The organism is Microbacterium sp. Leaf161, from assembly GCF_001423645.1.
In the GTDB taxonomy this organism is placed as follows: Bacteria; Actinomycetota; Actinomycetes; order Actinomycetales; family Microbacteriaceae; genus Microbacterium; species Microbacterium forte.
In genome coordinates this window covers 1,529,183-1,544,431 of record NZ_LMOW01000001.1, presented here as the reverse complement: position 1 = coordinate 1,544,431, position 15,249 = coordinate 1,529,183, and the positions used below count along the sequence as shown (strand labels likewise).

Sequence of the window (15,249 nt, the reverse complement as noted above, 5' to 3'; positions counted from 1 at the left end):
ATGACCATCACGCAGCTGACGGCCTTCCTCGCGGCGCTCGACGACGGCTCGTTCACGGCGGCGGGCAGGACTCTGGGCATGACGCAGGCCTCCGTCTCTGAGCTCGTCGCGCGCCTCGAACGCGAACTCGGCGTGACCCTCTTCACCCGCGGCAGCAGGCGCCTCGTGCCGACGGCCGCCGCGCTCGAGCTGCGCCCCCACGCGGCGCAGGCAGTGAGCGCGGTGCAGAACGGCATCGACACCATCCAGGCGCTCACGTCGCTGGACCGCGGCACCTGCACGTTCGGCGTGCTGCGCAACGCGGCCTATTACGCGCTCGCGGATCTGGCCGAGACCTTCCATCACCGGCATCCGAACGTGCGACTGCGGCTCGTCGGCATCAACTCGGCGCACGTCGCCCGCTCGATCGCCGCCGGCGAGCTCGAAGCCGGCCTGCTGGTTCTTCCGGTCGACGAGGACGGCCTCGAGGTGCGCCCGCTGTTCCGCGACGAGGTGCTCTATGCCTCGGCCACCCGCGAGCCCGACACCCCGGCCGTCACGATCGACGAGGTCGCCGACGCCAAGCTCGTGCTCTACGACGCCTTCGCCGGATGGGACGACCCCACGCGGCGCCAGCTGCTCGAACGCGCACGGCTGCGGGGGCTCACCATCGAGCCGGCGGTCGAGGTCGAGCACGTCGAGACGGCGCTCAGCCTGGTCGCGGCGGGCACCGCCGACACGATCGTGTCGCGGTCGATCGCCGAATCCGACGCGTTTCCGTCAGGCATCCGCACCTTCCCGTTCGCCGAGCCGATGCACGACACCATCGCGCTCGTGCAGCGCGAGGGCGTGCTGCTGTCGCCCGCGACGCAGAAGCTGGCCGAGCTGGCAGAGCGGATGCTGCGCGAACGACTGCCGGAGCATCAGGGGCGCACCGCTCTCGCATGACCGCGGGTTCCGACCCGTCTGCAGGACGACGGCACGGATGCGGGAGCAGATCGACGATCCAGCCCTGCATCCGCGCTCAGGTCCTGCATCCGGCACGGGTCAGGTCCTGCATCCGGCACGGGTCAGGTCCCGCAACCGGCACGGGGCAGGTCCCGCAACCGGCACGGGGCAGGTCCCGCAACCGGCATGGGGCAGGTCCCGCAACCGGCACGGGGCAGGTCCTGCATCCGGCACGGGTCAGGTCCTGCAACCGGCACGGGGCAGGTCCCGCATCCGGCACGGGTCAGGTCCTGCATCCGGCACGGGTCAGGTCCCGCAACCGGCACGGGGCAGGTCCCGCAACCGGCACGGGTCAGGTCCTGCAACCGGCACGGGTCAGGTCCTGCAACCGGCACGGGTCAGTACAGGTCGGCCCGGCGGTCGGCGAACAGATCGTTGTGCGGCGGGAGCGCCTTGCCGCGCACCGCGTCGAGCGACAGCACGGCCGTCGCCCCCATGACGGCCCGGAACGCGACGATCCACCCCTGCTCGTCGATGATCGCCGTGCCGTCTGTCCAGTCGACCCCGCGCTCCGAGCCCCACCGATCGGCGATCACGACGGGGAGCCGCGACGACCTGGCCGATGCCATGGCCTGGATGAGCTCGGGAGCATGCTCACCAGCGGGGCGCGGAACGAGCGGCCAGTTGACCGGAAGTGCGAGCACGTCAGCGCCCGCCAGCGCCAGCCGACGGGGCACCTCCGGGAACTCGTTGTCGTAGCAGAGCGCCACGCCGAGACGCCCGAACGGGGCATCCACGACGAGTCCGGCCTCGGACCCGCTGTCGAAGACCAGCTTCTCGGCCCCCCAGAGGTGCGCCTTGCGATAGTCGGCGAGGCGCAGATCGCGGGTGAGGACCGCGGCGGTGTTGAACAGACGAACGCCGTCGCTCTCGGCATACCCGACCACGACGACGGCACCCTCGGGGATCGCCTCCTGCACCGACGACCACCGCGGGTCGTCGGCGGTCAGAGCGGCGCCGAGCGCCTCCTCACGATCGGCGAACACATAGCCGCTCGTGGCCAGCTCCGGCAGCACGATCAGCTGAGCGCCGCGGCGCGCGGCCGCGGAGATCGCCGAGCGGATGCGGTCGAGGTTGCCGTCGACGTCGCCGATCACGATCTCGGGCGAGATCGCGGCGACACGCAGCGAACCGGCATCCGATGCTCCGGCACCCGCGGAGGAGACGCCGGAGCGCGAGGAGCCGGAAGCCCCTCGCGCCCCTGCGATCTCAGTCATCTTCGGTGGCGGTGACCATCACTCCGAGCGGGGCCAGGTAGCTGTTGGGGTCGATGGTCCAGTCGGCGGCGGCCGCCGCCTCGACGACCTCCGGAGCCCACTCGAGGTAGACGCGGTCGTCGCCGCCGTTGATCACGAGCACCGTTCCGGTTCCGGTCTCGTCGCCCTCGACGCAGACGTACGAGCGCCAGCTGCCCTCGGGCACCGAAAACGTGTCGCCTGCGCCCAGCGTGACGGCAGTAGACGGGTCGCCGTTGAGTGTGACCTCCCAGCGACCGGTCTTGAACAGCAGCGCCTGCGTCTTGTCATGGCGGTGGCGAAGCACGCCCTGCCCCGCCTCGGCACGCACCCACGCGAGGTTGAACGAGTGCGGCTCGGTCACGTTCGGCACCTGGCGACGGTTCTCGCTCATGCCGTAGCCGATGGCGGTGGCCAGCTCGACGCGGCCGCCGTCGACCGCTGCGCAGAGCAGTGCCGCCGACGAGTACTTGCGGTCACCCGGCTGGATGACCCGCGAGCGCATGTCCTCGACCGTGTAGGTCGTGAGCTCGTCGATGTAGTGCTGCTTCATCGGCGTGATCAGGGGCACGTCGTCGGGCAGCACATCTCCCGCGACCGTGTCGATGAGCTTGTTGTCGGCAGTGAGGTGCAGCCCGTACGACTCCGCCTCACGAAGCACTGAGGGACCCCAGATGATGCCGCCGTTGTCATCGCGACCGAGCACCGTGTAGAGGATGCCGTCGTCAGGCCCCTCGTTGGTGAAGCCGCGGAAGATCCAGGTGGGGATCGTGACGATGTCGCCGTCGTGGCTGATGTACTCGCCCTGCTTGCCGTCGACACCCCAGCGGAGTCGGAACTCGCCGCCGAGGTTGATGAACACCTCTGCGGTGAAGTGAAGGTGCAGATTGTTCGAGATGCCGTTCGGCATGCCGGCGGCCCCGGTGTTGAAGCCGTGGTTCACCTCGAGGTTCACGTACTGGCTGGCATTCTGCGAAACACCGGCACCGATGAACGAGTAGTTCTCCTTGCGGTCCGAACCCGGGGTGCGGCAGTCGATGAAGGCCGAGTTGCACGGCACCCAATCAGTACGGCGGATGGTGCGGCGTTGGATCTCGTCTGCGGGGACGATGACGTCGACCTGGTCGACGATGGCGTTGCTCATTTCTTCTTCTCCTTGTCGATCAGTCGCTGATCAGTAGATGTTGCTGAAGGCCGCAGGCTCGTCGCCGCGAACGCCCGCGATCTGGGCGCGCAGGGCGATGTCGTCCCACAGGCGCACCTCTTTGACGAGGGCTCCCTGGTGGAATGTGAACTGCGAGATGCCGATCAGGTCGATCGGCTTGCCGGTGAGGCTGCCGTAGTTCGGCACGCCGTTGTAGTCGCCCACGAACTTCCAGGTGACGGCGACGCGCAGGCCCGCATAGCGCACGTCGTAGTTGGTCTGGATGTCGCGGATCTCGAACTGTCCCGCGGGGAACGACTCGAGGAACCGCAGCAGCGCCCGACGGTAGCCCTCGGGACGGATGACGACCCGGTTGCCGACCGTGAGCAGAACGAGGTCGCGGTGGAAGAACTTCTCGACCTTCTGCAGGTCGCGGTCGTTCCAGACCGTCTGGATCATGTCGATCACGGTCTCGACCTCGGAGCGGTAGTCGTCGGGGCGCGCACCGGAGTCGCCCTTCGCGATCGGATCGGCGGGGGCCGGCTCGGTCCATGATCCGGTGTACCCGCGGAAGGCCTGGGCGCGGGCGAGCTCATCGACGTCGAGGCCGCTCTCGAGCGCACCGGCGAGCGAGTCCCGCACCACCCACTCCTCGACCATGCGCCCCTTGCGGTACAGGCAGTTGGCGATCGTGCGGCTGTGCGACGACGTCTGCAGATGTCCGGAGAGCACGAGATGCGAGCTGAGGAACGCGTCGTCTCCACGGGCCTCCCAGATCACGTCCTCCGCCTGGCCGGTGCGATCGGGCGTCGCCGAGATGCGCATGAGCGTTCCCTCGATGACCTCCTGCCGCGTGGTCGAGGTGCCGTAGGCGCCGTGCACGATCGAGTCGGGCTCGTAGTTTTCGCGGATGAAGCTGATCGACCGATCGACCCAGATCAGATCGGTGACCTCACGGATGAAGTCGTCGGGGTCTTTGTACGGCAGGTAAGCAACCGGGTCGAGAGACACGCTTTTCACTCCTTCGAGACGCGAAGCTGCGGTTCATCGGTGATCGCTGGCTTCGTCTTCGTCAGTGTATGCGTATGCACAAACCAGCGCAAGAGACGATCCTGCGCACACGGTGATCATCGCCGAGCGGCGGGGTCAGCCGGCGTGCGGGGCCGCGAGAGTGCGCCGCGGCACGAAAGCGGATTCGAACCGCGTCTTCTCGAGTGCGGCGTCCGGGTCCTCGATGCGACGCACGATGAGGTCTGCGGCGGTGCGCGCCATGCCGGCGATGTCGTATCCGATCGTGGCCAGGTCGATGATGGGCCAGGCCGCCTCGGGCAGATCGTCGAAGCCGAGGACCGAGAGGTCCTCCGGCACGCGCAGACCCGCGCGGTGGGCGGCGTTGAGCGCCCCGTATGCGACCACGTCGTTGCCGCAGAACAGGAGGGTCGGGCGGTCCGCTCCGGCGAGGATCTCGGATGCCGCCGCCTCACCCTCGGCTGCTCCGTACGGAACCCGCCGCACATCGCTCTCGTGCAGCGTCACGCCCTCGGCGACGAGGGCGTCGCGCAAGGCCGCCTCTCGGCTCTGCGCCGTGCTGGTGTTGCTCGGTCCGAGGACCGCTCCCACGCGCGTGTGACCGAGCTCGACCGCCCGCCGGACAGCGTCGCGATAGCCCGGCGCGGGATCGACGACGGTGGCATCCGCCTCGACGAACGAGCCGGTGCGATTGAAGTACACGAACGGCAGGCCGCGGTCCTTCAGGCGCAACGGTGCGACGGACTCGACCGTGGTGGTCGCGAGGATCACGCCGTCGAGACCGTTGGCGAGCAGCCGTTCGACGATCGTGTCGTTGTCGGCCGACTCGGTGTGCAGCATCAGCTGGTAGCCGAGGGTCTCGAGCTCCCGGTGCACCGGGGCGATGATGTGCGAGTAGAACTGGTTGTCGAGATCGGTCAGCAGCAGGCCGATGCGCCGGGTTCGACCCGACGACAGGGCACGCCCCGCCTCGCTCGGCACGTAGCCCAGCAGCTGGGCCGCTTCGCGCACCCTGAGCTTCGTCGCCTCGGACACTCGCGCATCGTCGCGCAGCGCCCGAGACACCGTCGGCTGCGAGACACCCGCCAAGCGGGCCACATCACGACTCGTGACGACCATCTGGCGCCTCCCCCTCGATCTCACGGATTCTACTGCTCTTGACGCCCGAATGCATACGCGGTCATAATCAGCACATACGTATGCAACGGAAGGAAGGGCCATGCCCCTGCATCTCAAGACCGCGCCGACGAAGACGTTCGCGGACACCGCTCAGCAGGACGTCGCCGAGCGGGTGAGGGGAATCATCGGCGACATCCGCGAGAACGGCGACGTCGCCGTGCGCCGGTATGCCGAGCAGTTCGACAACTGGAGTCGCGACTCGTACCGACTCTCCGAGGAGGAGATCACGGAGATCATCGGCACGCTCGACGCACAGGTGATCACCGACATCGAGTTCGTGCAGAGCCAGGTGCGCCGGTTCGCGCAGGCGCAGCGCGATTCACTGGTCGACATCGAGGTCGAGACCCTTCCGGGGGTGTTCCTCGGCCAGAAGCACGTGCCCGTGCAGGCTGCGGGGGCATACATCCCCGGAGGCAAGTACCCGCTGACGGCGTCCGCGCACATGACGATCATCACGGCCAAGGTGGCGGGGGTCCCTCGGGTCGTCGCGTGCACCCCGCCCATCCGCGGCGAGATCCCCGCTGCGACAGTGGCCGCGATGAAGATGGCCGGCGCCGACGAGATCTACATCCTCGGCGGAGTCCAGGCCGTCGCCGCGATGGCCGTGGGCACCGACTCGATCGAGCCGGTGAACATGATCGCCGGGCCGGGCAACGCCTACGTCGCCGAGGCCAAGCGACAGCTGTTCGGCGAGGTCGGCATCGACCTGTTCGCCGGCCCCACCGAGATCCTCATCGTCGCCGACGAGCACGCCGACCCGTTCTTCACCGCGGTCGACCTGCTGTCTCAGGCAGAGCACGGACCCGACTCGCCCGCCGTGCTCGTGACGACGTCGCAGGCGCTGGCCGAAGAGGTCATGGACTGGATCGAGAAGATCCTTCCCGGCATGCCCACGCGCGACTACGCGGGTCCGGCCTGGCGCGACTGGGGTCAGGTGATCGTCGCCGACGACCTCGACGAGGCCTATCGGATCGCCGACGACTTCGCCTTCGAGCACGTGCAGATCTTCACCCGGAACCCGCGCGAGGCTCTGACGAAGATGCACGACTACGGCGCGCTGTTCCTCGGCGAGAACACGTGCGTCTCTTACGGCGACAAGGTGATCGGCACCAACCACGTGCTGCCGACGCTCGGCGCTGCCCGGTACACGGGCGGGCTCTGGGTCGGCAAGTATCTGCGCACCGTGACGTACCAGGAAGTGCAGAACACCGAGTCGTCGGCCGAGCTCGGCGCCGTCTGCGGGCGCGCTGCCCGGGTCGAGCTGTTCGAGGGCCACGCCCGCTCGGGTGACGCCCGTGCCTGGCGTCATGCCGGCACGGAATTCGCCTGGATCGAAGAGAGCCACGCCGCGGTCGGCGCGGAGACGCGATGACCGACCTCTCCGGTCGCACGGCAGTGGTCACCGGCGGCGGCAGCGGACTCGGGGCGGCCATCGCCCGGTCGCTGCACGCCGCCGGTGCGCACGTCGTGGTGGTCGGGCGCGACGCCGCGAAGCTCGACCGCGTCGCGGCGTACCTCGGGTCACGGGCGCGGGGGATATCGTGCGACGTGTCCGACCCGGCATCCGTCGACGCGCTCCGCGAGCAGCTCGTCGGCACCGAGGTGTCGATCCTCGTCAACAACGCCGGCATCCCGGGTCCGGTCGCGGCGCTCACCGACGTCGACGTCGCGGACTGGGACGAAGTGTTCGCCGTGAACGTGCGCGGCACCTTCCTGCTCTGCAAGGCGCTGCTGCCCGGAATGGTCGAGCGCGGCGACGGCGACGTCATCAACGTGGCATCCGTCTCTGGCAAGCGTCCGCTCGCGCATCGCACCCCCTACTGCGCCTCGAAGATGGCCGTGATCGGACTCACGTCGACGCTCGCGTTCGAGGTCGGCCCCGCCGGCGTGCGCGTGAACTCGCTCTCACCCGGCCCGGTGCAGGGCCCGCGGATGGAACGCAACTTCCGCCTCGAGGCCGAGCGCTCGGGCACGAGCATCGACGATGCCGAGCAGGCGTTCGTGTCGCGTGCGGCTCTCGGCCGTATGGTCACGGAAGACGAGGTCGGCGCGGCGGTCATCGCGATGCTCGCGATGCCGGGCATGTGCGGCGCCGACATCGACCTCTCGGCCGGGATGGTGGCCTGATGCCGTCGCTGCGCGCCAGGGCACGCGCGGGCGAGAAGCTGATCGGCGCCCTGCTGCGGATGCCGTCCGAAGAGCTCGTCGAGATGCTCGCCGTCGCCGAGTTCGACTTCGTCCTGATCGACTGCGAGCACGGACCGGCCGACCTCGTCGCGCTGCGTCAGCACATCGCGCTCGCGCAGGTGCACGATGTGCCGGTCATCGTGCGCGTCGGCGAGGGCGATCGGGGTCAGATCCTGCGGGTGCTCGATCAGGGAGCCGAGGGCATCCTGGCTCCCCACCTCGACACGACTGCGGATGCCGAGGCGCTGGTGGCCGCGGCGATGTATCCCCCGCTCGGGTCGCGCGGATTCGCGACGTACAGCCGGGCAGGGCGCTTCGGTCTCGTCGACCCCGCCGACCACCGCGAGTGGTGGCTCGAGAACACTCTGGTGCTCGGCATGATCGAGTCGCCCTGCGGCGTCACGAACGTCGATGCGCTCGTCACTGTGCCGCGCCTCGACGGCATCATGGTCGGTCCGGCCGATCTCGCGGCCAGCTCCGGCCCGGATGATGAGCCCGTGCCGCACGCCATCGCCGCCGTGCACTCGGCCCTCGCGCGCGCCGGTTCGCTGCGCATGGACATCGTCGGCACGCGGGATGCGGCAAGCGCGGCCTTCACCGCCGGCGCCGACCTCGTGGTCTACAACCTCGCCTCCTCGCTCATGGCGCATCTGCGCGGACTGGCGACGCCCGAGCGCTGAGCCCGCGGCCGCATCCCCACCCCTCGGGAGCGCGCCGCATCCCCACCCCTCGCGACCCGCGGCCGCATCCCGACCCCTCGGGACCCGCGGCCGCATCCCCACCCCTCGGGAGCAGAACTGCGCTTCGGGAGGAGAGATCCGCGGGTTCTCTCCTCCCCGGGCGCAGTCCTCCTCCCGAGAGGACGCCGCGCGACGGCGCCCGAGCGTCTGCGGGCTCAGATGCGGAGGTGTGAGCGCCAAGACCCCACGAGTCCACCGAATTCCCGCGGCCTCTCGAGCGGCAGCAGGTGGCCGGCATCCAGAGACACGAGCCTTGCGTCCGGCATCGCCGACACGATCTCGGTGTGGAAGCGCGGCGGGCAGATGACGTCGTCGAGTCCTGAGACGACGAGCGTCGGCATGGTCAGTACGCCGAGTCGCGACAGCAGATCGGTGCGTGTGAGCTGCATCCGCAGCTGAGCCCGCAGCCGCTCGACCCCGGTCTCCTCGCCCATGCGCAGCGTGCGCTCCACGAGGTCGGGACGATCTCGCACGACGTTCTCTCCGAGCAGAGGCTGGAGGATGCTGTCCTGCAGCGCTCGCGGCTCAGCACCACCGTCGAGAGCATCCAGCCAGCTCGTCCAGCCGGAGCGCTGCGCATCGGTCGGCGCCTTGGCGTTGGTCGACACGAGGCAGAGCCCCGCGACACGCGTCGAAGCGGCGAGCGCGAGCGCCATGCCGACGATGCCGCCGAGCGAGTGCCCGACCACGATGAACGAATCGGGCAGCTCGTCGAGCAGCGCATCGACCTGCCCCGAGACGGTGGGGCGATCCAGCACCGGCCGGATCGCCCCACCTGCTCCCCCTCCGAAACCGCCGTCCTCCCATAGATCGGCGGTGCAGTTCATGCCGGCCAGCAGCACGATCGGCGGCACCGCGACCGCCATGTCAGCCCTTCACAGCGCCGTCGCTGAGGCCGGCGACGAGATACTTCTGCGCGATGAACGCGATCACGAACACCGGGATCGTGAGCAGCATCGATGCGGCTCCCGCCTGTTGCAGCATCGGCAGGGTCTGCCCGAGCTGGGTGGCGATGAAGACCGGCACGGTCTTCGAAGAGGTGTCGGTGAGCACGAGAGCCGTCAGGTACTCCTGGAACGCGAACAGGAAGACGAAGATACCGGCCGTCAGGATGCCGGGGCCCATCAGCGGGATCATGACCCGGCGCAGCATCCCGATCCTGGTGCATCCGTCGATCATGGCGGCCTCGTCGAGCTCCCGGGGGATCTCGGCGAAGAAGTTGCGCAGCAGCCAGATCGTGAACGGCTGGTTGATCGCGACGAGGGCGATCGCCAACGCGAACGTCGTGTCGTAGATGCCGAGCGCCCTGCTGATGTCGTACATCGGCAGCACGACCGAGAAGCGCGGGAGCGCCCGGAAGATCAGGGCGAGCACCAGCAGCAGCGCCGAAACATAGCTCGGGAACCTTGAGAGCGCGTACGCCGCGGGGATGCCGATGACCAGCGCGAGCACGGTCGAGACGACGGCGACCACGAGGGTGTTGACGAGGTAGTCCGCGAAGTAGGTCGTCTCCCACAGGTTGACGAAGGCCTGCAGCGTGGGCTCGTAGTCCCAGAACACCGGCGGGTTCGAGAACGCGACGTCTGTGGGCTTCGTGACCGACAGCGCCATCCAGATGAACGGGCTGAGCATCACGATGCAGAGGATGCCGAGCAGCAGTCCGGTGACGACCGGGGGGCGGTTCGGTCCGCGCCGCTTGCGCTTCGATGCGCCGCTGGTGATGATCGCCCGGGTGGAGAGCTCGGAGTCGGAGAGCTCGGAGGTCGTGAGGCTCATCGTTCTGCCTTCGCTTCCTTGAAGATGCCCCGGATGAACGGGATCAGCATGATGAGGATGAGGACGATGGTGAGCACGTTGATCGCGCTGCCGAGGCCGAGGTTCTGTGCGCCGTCGGCGAAGGCGACCGAGTAGACGTAGAGCATGATCGACTCGTTGCCGATCGACTGCGCCTGCGGCGACAGGGGGATCAGGTTGTCGAACATCCTCAGGACGTCCATGATCGTGATCAGCGTCACGAACCCGAGCACCCCGCGAATGGTCGGGATGATCACGCTGATGTGGGTCTGGACGGCATTGGCGCCGTCGATCTTCGCGGCTTCCTTCAGTTCGTTCGGCACCCCCTGCAGCCCCGCCAGGATGATCAGCATGGCGAACGGGAGCATCGACCAGACCGTGTTGGCGATCACCAGGATCGCGTTGGGCACCTGATCGGTGAACCAGAGCACCTGTGTGCCGCCCATCAACCCGATGAACCGATTGACGACGCCGCCGAAACTGTCGTCGAAGAGCCAGGAGAACGCCACGGCTCCGACGAGGTTCGGGAGCACGTACGACACGAGCAGGATGCCCAGGACCAGAGGGCGAGAAGTCGTGATCCTGTTGACACCGGTCGCGATGATGTAGCCGAACACGAGCAGGATCACGGTCGTGATGACCGTGACGATCACGGTGAAGGCGACCGCCCGGTGAAAGCGCGGATCGGTGAGCGCGTAGACGAAGTTGTCCAGCCCCACGAAGGATCCGGGTGAGCCGTAGCGCACCTGCTCGAAGCTCCATTGCACCGTGCGCACCAGCGGCAGCACGAGAAGCGCTCCCATCACCAACAGGCTCGGGGCGAAGAGCAGCCAGAACTCGCGTGTCTTCATATGCGTCCTCCCTTGGACGAGCTGTGGCCTGAACTCGCGCTCAGGCCACAGCTGCGGACCGACGGTCCTGGATCAGCCGACGAATGCCTCGCCTGCGGCCTGCATCTGCGACAGGCCCTCGTCGACGGAGACATTGCCGTTGAGGATCTCGACCAGGATCGGGCGGATCTCGTTCGTCAGATCGGCGAGCACCGGCGAGACGATCGGCGGCATCGCCGAGGCGATCGAGTCGTTGGCAGCGGCGCCGTAGGGCGAGTTCTCCTCAGTGACCATGCCCTCACGAGCCGGGTACGCAGCAGGCACGGATGCCTTCGAGGCGTCCTCGCTGACCGCGGATGCCATCATCTGGAAGAGCATGTCGTGGTCGAGCTTGGTGTTGAACGGGATCGACCATCCGTCGATCGACAGTCGGTTGTAGGAATAGTCGGCGTCGTCCGAGAGCTTGGGAGCTCCCGCGAACCCGAAGGAGTCGGACAGCTTCGAGTTCTCCGGCAGGGTCAGGTCGATCATCCGACCGGAGAACATGATCGACATGGCCGCAGTGCCGTTGAACATCTGTTGCTGCACCTTGGGCTGGTCGAAGGTCGTGACCTGCGGATCCATGTAGGGCTTGAGCGCGAGCATCGCCTCGACGGCCTGCTTGGCCTCGGGGCCATCGAGTGTCACGTCGCCGTCGGCGTTCACGAAGTCCGCTCCAAGCGAGTTCATCGCGGCCTGGAAGCCGGTCGAGACGTCGCTCGTCGCGAGCCATGGCAGCGCGATCGGGTAGTCCATGAGCCCTTCGGCCTGGATCGCCTCTGCCGCCGTGATCATCTCGTCGAAGGTGGTCGGCACCTCGAGCCCGAGGTCCTCGAAGATGTCGGTGCGGTAGGCCATGACGAACATCTGCGCCTGCATCGGGATGGCATAGATCTCGCCGTCGTACGACATGCCCTCGACCATCGACTGGCTGATCTCACCCAGACCGTAGTCGTCGGCGTATTGGTCCCACAGGTCGTTCAGAGGGACCAGCTTCTCCTCTTCGGCGAAGCCAGGGATGACGAATCCGTAGGTCTCGAGGATGTCATAAGTGCCCGAGTCGCCGGCGAGCGTCGCGGTGGTCTTGGTCACCTGCCCCCCGAAGTCGATCGGGTCGTGCTTCAGCGTCACATCGTCGGTCGAGCAGCTCGACACCATGGTGTCGGTGAACGGATCGATCGCTGAAGAGTTATAGGCGAGAACGTTGACCGTGGTCTTGCCCTCCGGAGCCGTGTAGTCACACGACACCGTTGTCGAGTTCGCGTTGTCGGTGCGGGTTCCGGCGCCGCAGCTGGAGAGGGCGATCATGCCCACTGCTGCGAGGGCGAGTACCGGCAGTGCCCGATGCTTAATGTGTCCCATGACGCTGATGGTATACGTATGCAACGGACTTAGGGAAGCCTATATTCCCGGAATTCTTGAGGATTGAATACGTATACTGCCGAAACCCGCGGCAGGGTGGGCTGACAGGGGTAGGGACGAGCCCGACGCCGTCCGCTACCCCCGCGGACGACGCTTCTCGAGCACGCCGGCGAGCAGCACCGCGACCAACGCCGCGGCCGGGGCCACGATCAACCCGGCACGCAGACTCTCGGTGTCGGCGATGAAGCCGACGAACGGCGGCGAGAGCAGGAAGCCGACCCGCAGCAACCACGACACGATCGTGAGACCGGCTCCGGGTCGCAGACCCGGCAGCTCATCGGCCGCATGCATGGCCGCGGGGATGAGCGTCGCGATGCCGAAGCCGACGGCGGCGAACCCGGCGATCGTTCCCGGCACGCTCGGGAAGATGAGGGCGAGGGCCATTCCCCCTGCGGCGATCAGGCCTCCGACGCGGGCCACGGCGCGCTGGCCGAAGCGGTCGGTCATGCCGTCGCCCAGCATCCTTCCGATGAACTGCGCTCCCACCAGGGCGATGAATCCGAGGGGCGCGACCGCGGCAGCGGCGCCCAGCGAGTCGCTGAGGTAGAGGGTCGCCCACGAGTTGCCCGCATCTTCGGCGATCGCCCCGGCCATCGCGATGAGCGTGAGTGCGATGAGGATCATCACGGTCCGCGGGCTCACACCGCGGCGCACCGCGGTCTGCAGTTCGACCGGTTCGGAAGTCGCCTCGGCATCCGCTTCTTCATCGCGGCCGGGCAGGCAGAACCAGAGCGCCGTAAAGGCTACCCCCGCGAACACCGCGGTCGAGATGCCCAGGTGCACGCCGAGAGGCAGCTGCAGAGCGATCGCCGCCGCGGCCATGCCGCCACCGAGCACCGCGCCGATCGACCAGATGGCGTGGAACGAGTTGATGATCGAACGGCCGTAGCGCCGCTGCACTCGCAGACCGTGCGCATTCTGCGCGACGTCGGTGATCGCATCGAATGCTCCGCCGAGCAGCAGAGCGACGGCGAACAGGATGCCGGAGGGTGCGAGGGCTGCCGCGAGCAGCCCGAGGCCGGTGCCGATCGTGCCGATCACTGCGATCCGCGCCGAGCCGAAACGGCGGATCAACACGGCGGCGAAGAGTCCGGCAGCGATGGCTCCGGCGGGGAAGGCGGCGATCGCGAGGCCGTAGCCGGCATTGTCGAGGTCGAGGGCGGCCTTGATCTCGGGGTAGCGAGGCAGGATGTTGGCGAACAGCGCGCCGTTCGTGAGGAACAGCGCCGAGACGGCGATCCGCGCACGACGGGTCGCCCGGTCCGCGACCGGCCGTCGAATCGATTCGATCGAAGTCATAGCAACGACGGTACACGCCTCAGGGCCTTGCCGAAAATCGCCCTTTGCTGCCCCGGAGTCGCCTGACTGTGGTCAGCCCAGCAGCGGTTCGACCTGGGCAGACCCCTCGATGGTCGCCGACGCCGCGGCGATCGCGGCCTTCGCGTCATCGAGGCGGTCGAACTGACCGATGAAATCGGACTGCGCCCCGAACGCCCTGAAGCCCTCGCGGGGCGTCCCGGTGATCGAACCGAGGAACTGACGTCGGTCATTGCCGACGTGGAAGCCGGGGTCGACTTCCACCCACAGCCCTCGGGGCCGCGATGCCGAGCGCACCCGTGCGCTGGTCACAGCCTTGGCGGCGTTCCTGATGCGTGCAGACATGGTTCACGCACTCATCGCATGCAGGGCGCGGGATCCGTCGACGGCCCGGGCGAACTCGTCGCGGGTCAGATCGAGGCCTCCAGCGGAGCTCGCCGCGTTCATCATCGCCACCACCAGCGATCGATCGACATCCGTCTCCTGCGTCATGGAGAAGCGCAGCGGAATCGACGCGTGCACCCAGATCGTCTCGGCGACGCCGTCGCCCATCGCGAGCGTGAGCGGGAAGGACTCGTTTCGCCGCAGCTTCGTCACGATCACGAGCCGCAGGTGCGTCATCAACCGATCGTCGAGCTCGATCGGCGTTGCTGTGTTGCCGTACGTCAGGCGTCCCATGATCTCTCCCTCAGACGAACATTCCGCTGAGAAATAGATTACTAGATTACCTAGCTAAATCCCAGTCCGGTCTACGGGAGGTCGCCGATCTCCTCGGCCAGGCGTCGCAGGAACCGAGTGATCGCATCGGTCTGATCCGGGGTGAACTCGCTGGCGAGCGACTCGATGCGCTGCGTCAGCTCATCGGCCTGCGCGTTGAGATCGCGGAGGGACGGGCGCAGCACCTTGGAGCGGGCATCGGCAGGGTGCGGCGCCACGACGATCTGACCGCGCTCTTGAAGTCGACGCAGCAGGCTCGTGATCGCCGCCGTGCTGACGTTCAGGTGAGCGGCGAGGCCACCCGGCGTGGCAGGGGCGTCGTCAGGGGCGTCGAGGATGTACCTCATCGCCTCCCTGTCGGTGTCGTTCGGCGCGCGCACCGCGGCAAGGCGTCGCCCGAACTGGGCCTCGGCCCTGCGAAGTTCGTCGACACGCGCGACGAGTTCGGTCGCCCGCGTCGTGGTCTCAGTCCTGCTGCTCATGCGTCACCCCCTGACCCTTCCATGGTACTCGACAAACAGGTAACCAGGTTGCCTAGCGAAATCCAATGCGACCAGCCACTCTGATGAAGTGAGATGATGGAATTCTGGGAAAGGGGCCTCATGGTCGAGCGATTCGCACTCGAGGAT

The 15,249-nt window shown here is 67.7% G+C and carries 16 protein-coding genes; 4 read left to right on the top strand and 12 right to left on the bottom strand.

The features are described from left to right. Entirely contained in the window at positions 1 to 927 is a 927-nt protein-coding gene (locus tag ASF87_RS07585; protein WP_056375353.1) for a LysR family transcriptional regulator, read from the top strand. 398 nt (positions 928 to 1,325) lie between these two features. Here the strand turns inward: ASF87_RS07585 and ASF87_RS07580 are convergent, their stop codons facing one another. The 4 genes from ASF87_RS07580 to ASF87_RS07565 all read right to left on the bottom strand — a co-directional run bounded on the left by ASF87_RS07580 (position 1,326) and on the right by ASF87_RS07565 (position 5,514). Beyond that, positions 1,326 to 2,204, bottom strand: a complete 879-nt coding sequence (locus ASF87_RS07580) for a nitrilase-related carbon-nitrogen hydrolase (protein WP_082508798.1) — start codon at positions 2,202 to 2,204, stop codon at positions 1,326 to 1,328. Next, positions 2,197 to 3,366 carry a cupin domain-containing protein gene (locus tag ASF87_RS07575; RefSeq protein ID WP_056375352.1) on the bottom strand — a complete coding sequence of 390 codons (1,170 nt, stop codon included), beginning with the start codon at positions 3,364 to 3,366 and terminating at the stop codon, positions 2,197 to 2,199. The genes ASF87_RS07580 and ASF87_RS07575 overlap by 8 nt, the downstream gene beginning before the upstream one ends. A 30-nt stretch (positions 3,367 to 3,396) precedes the next feature. After that, positions 3,397 to 4,377 (bottom strand): nuclear transport factor 2 family protein, encoded by a 981-nt coding sequence (locus tag ASF87_RS07570; RefSeq protein WP_056375351.1) that lies wholly within the window; start codon positions 4,375 to 4,377, stop codon positions 3,397 to 3,399. A gap of 135 nt (positions 4,378 to 4,512) precedes the next feature. After that, a complete protein-coding gene (locus ASF87_RS07565) occupies positions 4,513 to 5,514 on the bottom strand; it encodes a LacI family DNA-binding transcriptional regulator (RefSeq protein WP_056375350.1) in 1,002 nt (333 codons plus the stop codon). Positions 5,515 to 5,614: 100 nt separating this feature from the next. On the opposite strand from ASF87_RS07565, the gene hisD reads away from it, so the two are divergent. Genes hisD through ASF87_RS07550 form a run of 3 tightly spaced genes read left to right on the top strand, consistent with a single transcriptional unit; the run spans position 5,615 to position 8,441 of the window. Next, positions 5,615 to 6,946: a histidinol dehydrogenase gene (gene hisD / locus ASF87_RS07560; RefSeq protein WP_056375349.1), complete on the top strand. Its 1,332-nt coding sequence runs from the start codon at positions 5,615 to 5,617 to the stop codon at positions 6,944 to 6,946. Then, positions 6,943 to 7,701, top strand: coding sequence for an SDR family NAD(P)-dependent oxidoreductase (locus ASF87_RS07555; RefSeq protein ID WP_056375348.1), 759 nt, complete (start codon positions 6,943 to 6,945; stop codon positions 7,699 to 7,701). The genes hisD and ASF87_RS07555 overlap by 4 nt, the downstream gene beginning before the upstream one ends. Then, on the top strand, positions 7,701 to 8,441 hold the full coding sequence (locus ASF87_RS07550) for an HpcH/HpaI aldolase family protein (protein ID WP_056375347.1): 741 nt from the start codon (positions 7,701 to 7,703) through the stop codon (positions 8,439 to 8,441). Before ASF87_RS07555 ends, ASF87_RS07550 begins: the two co-directional genes overlap by 1 nt. 215 nt (positions 8,442 to 8,656) lie before the next feature. Here ASF87_RS07550 and ASF87_RS07545 read toward each other — a convergent pair whose 3' ends face one another. The 8 genes from ASF87_RS07545 to ASF87_RS07510 form a co-directional block, all read right to left on the bottom strand. Beyond that, positions 8,657 to 9,367 carry an alpha/beta fold hydrolase gene (locus tag ASF87_RS07545; protein WP_056375346.1) on the bottom strand — a complete coding sequence of 237 codons (711 nt, stop codon included), beginning with the start codon at positions 9,365 to 9,367 and terminating at the stop codon, positions 8,657 to 8,659. Between the two features lies 1 nt (position 9,368). After that, positions 9,369 to 10,277, bottom strand: coding sequence for a carbohydrate ABC transporter permease (locus ASF87_RS07540; protein ID WP_056375345.1), 909 nt, complete (start codon positions 10,275 to 10,277; stop codon positions 9,369 to 9,371). Beyond that, complete coding sequence (locus ASF87_RS07535; RefSeq protein WP_056375344.1) at positions 10,274 to 11,146, bottom strand: carbohydrate ABC transporter permease; 873 nt, start codon at positions 11,144 to 11,146, stop codon at positions 10,274 to 10,276. The genes ASF87_RS07540 and ASF87_RS07535 overlap by 4 nt, the downstream gene beginning before the upstream one ends. 72 nt (positions 11,147 to 11,218) lie before the next feature. Next, entirely contained in the window at positions 11,219 to 12,526 is a 1,308-nt protein-coding gene (locus tag ASF87_RS07530) for an ABC transporter substrate-binding protein (RefSeq protein WP_082508797.1), read from the bottom strand. A gap of 135 nt (positions 12,527 to 12,661) precedes the next feature. Continuing rightward, on the bottom strand, positions 12,662 to 13,885 hold the full coding sequence (locus ASF87_RS07525) for an MFS transporter (RefSeq protein ID WP_056375342.1): 1,224 nt from the start codon (positions 13,883 to 13,885) through the stop codon (positions 12,662 to 12,664). 72 nt (positions 13,886 to 13,957) lie between these two features. Next, entirely contained in the window at positions 13,958 to 14,248 is a 291-nt protein-coding gene (locus tag ASF87_RS07520) for a hypothetical protein (RefSeq protein WP_056375341.1), read from the bottom strand. A gap of 3 nt (positions 14,249 to 14,251) precedes the next feature. Next, the gene (locus ASF87_RS07515; RefSeq protein ID WP_056375340.1) at positions 14,252 to 14,581 is read right to left on the bottom strand and encodes a DUF7882 family protein; all 330 of its coding nucleotides are present in this window, start codon (positions 14,579 to 14,581) and stop codon (positions 14,252 to 14,254) included. A 71-nt stretch (positions 14,582 to 14,652) separates the two neighbouring features. Further along, complete coding sequence (locus tag ASF87_RS07510; protein WP_056375339.1) at positions 14,653 to 15,102, bottom strand: MarR family winged helix-turn-helix transcriptional regulator; 450 nt, start codon at positions 15,100 to 15,102, stop codon at positions 14,653 to 14,655. Between the last annotated feature and the right edge of the window lie 147 nt (positions 15,103 to 15,249).

Excerpts from the sequence above, each read along its gene's own strand:
- ASF87_RS07575 (WP_056375352.1), bottom strand. The coding sequence starts at position 3,366 with ATGAGCAACGCCATCGTCGACCAGGTCGACGTCATCGTCCCCGCAGAC.
- ASF87_RS07555 (WP_056375348.1), top strand. The coding sequence starts at position 6,943 with ATGACCGACCTCTCCGGTCGCACGGCAGTGGTCACCGGCGGCGGCAGC.
- ASF87_RS07525 (WP_056375342.1), bottom strand. The coding sequence starts at position 13,885 with ATGACTTCGATCGAATCGATTCGACGGCCGGTCGCGGACCGGGCGACC.
- ASF87_RS07545 (WP_056375346.1), bottom strand. The coding sequence starts at position 9,367 with ATGGCGGTCGCGGTGCCGCCGATCGTGCTGCTGGCCGGCATGAACTGC.
- ASF87_RS07540 (WP_056375345.1), bottom strand. The coding sequence starts at position 10,277 with ATGAGCCTCACGACCTCCGAGCTCTCCGACTCCGAGCTCTCCACCCGG.
- ASF87_RS07520 (WP_056375341.1), bottom strand. The coding sequence starts at position 14,248 with ATGTCTGCACGCATCAGGAACGCCGCCAAGGCTGTGACCAGCGCACGG.
- ASF87_RS07585 (WP_056375353.1), top strand. The coding sequence starts at position 1 with ATGACCATCACGCAGCTGACGGCCTTCCTCGCGGCGCTCGACGACGGC.
- ASF87_RS07565 (WP_056375350.1), bottom strand. The coding sequence starts at position 5,514 with ATGGTCGTCACGAGTCGTGATGTGGCCCGCTTGGCGGGTGTCTCGCAG.
- ASF87_RS07550 (WP_056375347.1), top strand. The coding sequence starts at position 7,701 with ATGCCGTCGCTGCGCGCCAGGGCACGCGCGGGCGAGAAGCTGATCGGC.
- hisD (WP_056375349.1), top strand. The coding sequence starts at position 5,615 with ATGCCCCTGCATCTCAAGACCGCGCCGACGAAGACGTTCGCGGACACC.
- ASF87_RS07530 (WP_082508797.1), bottom strand. The coding sequence starts at position 12,526 with ATGGGACACATTAAGCATCGGGCACTGCCGGTACTCGCCCTCGCAGCA.
- ASF87_RS07580 (WP_082508798.1), bottom strand. The coding sequence starts at position 2,204 with ATGACTGAGATCGCAGGGGCGCGAGGGGCTTCCGGCTCCTCGCGCTCC.
- ASF87_RS07515 (WP_056375340.1), bottom strand. The coding sequence starts at position 14,581 with ATGGGACGCCTGACGTACGGCAACACAGCAACGCCGATCGAGCTCGAC.
- ASF87_RS07535 (WP_056375344.1), bottom strand. The coding sequence starts at position 11,146 with ATGAAGACACGCGAGTTCTGGCTGCTCTTCGCCCCGAGCCTGTTGGTG.
- ASF87_RS07510 (WP_056375339.1), bottom strand. The coding sequence starts at position 15,102 with ATGAGCAGCAGGACTGAGACCACGACGCGGGCGACCGAACTCGTCGCG.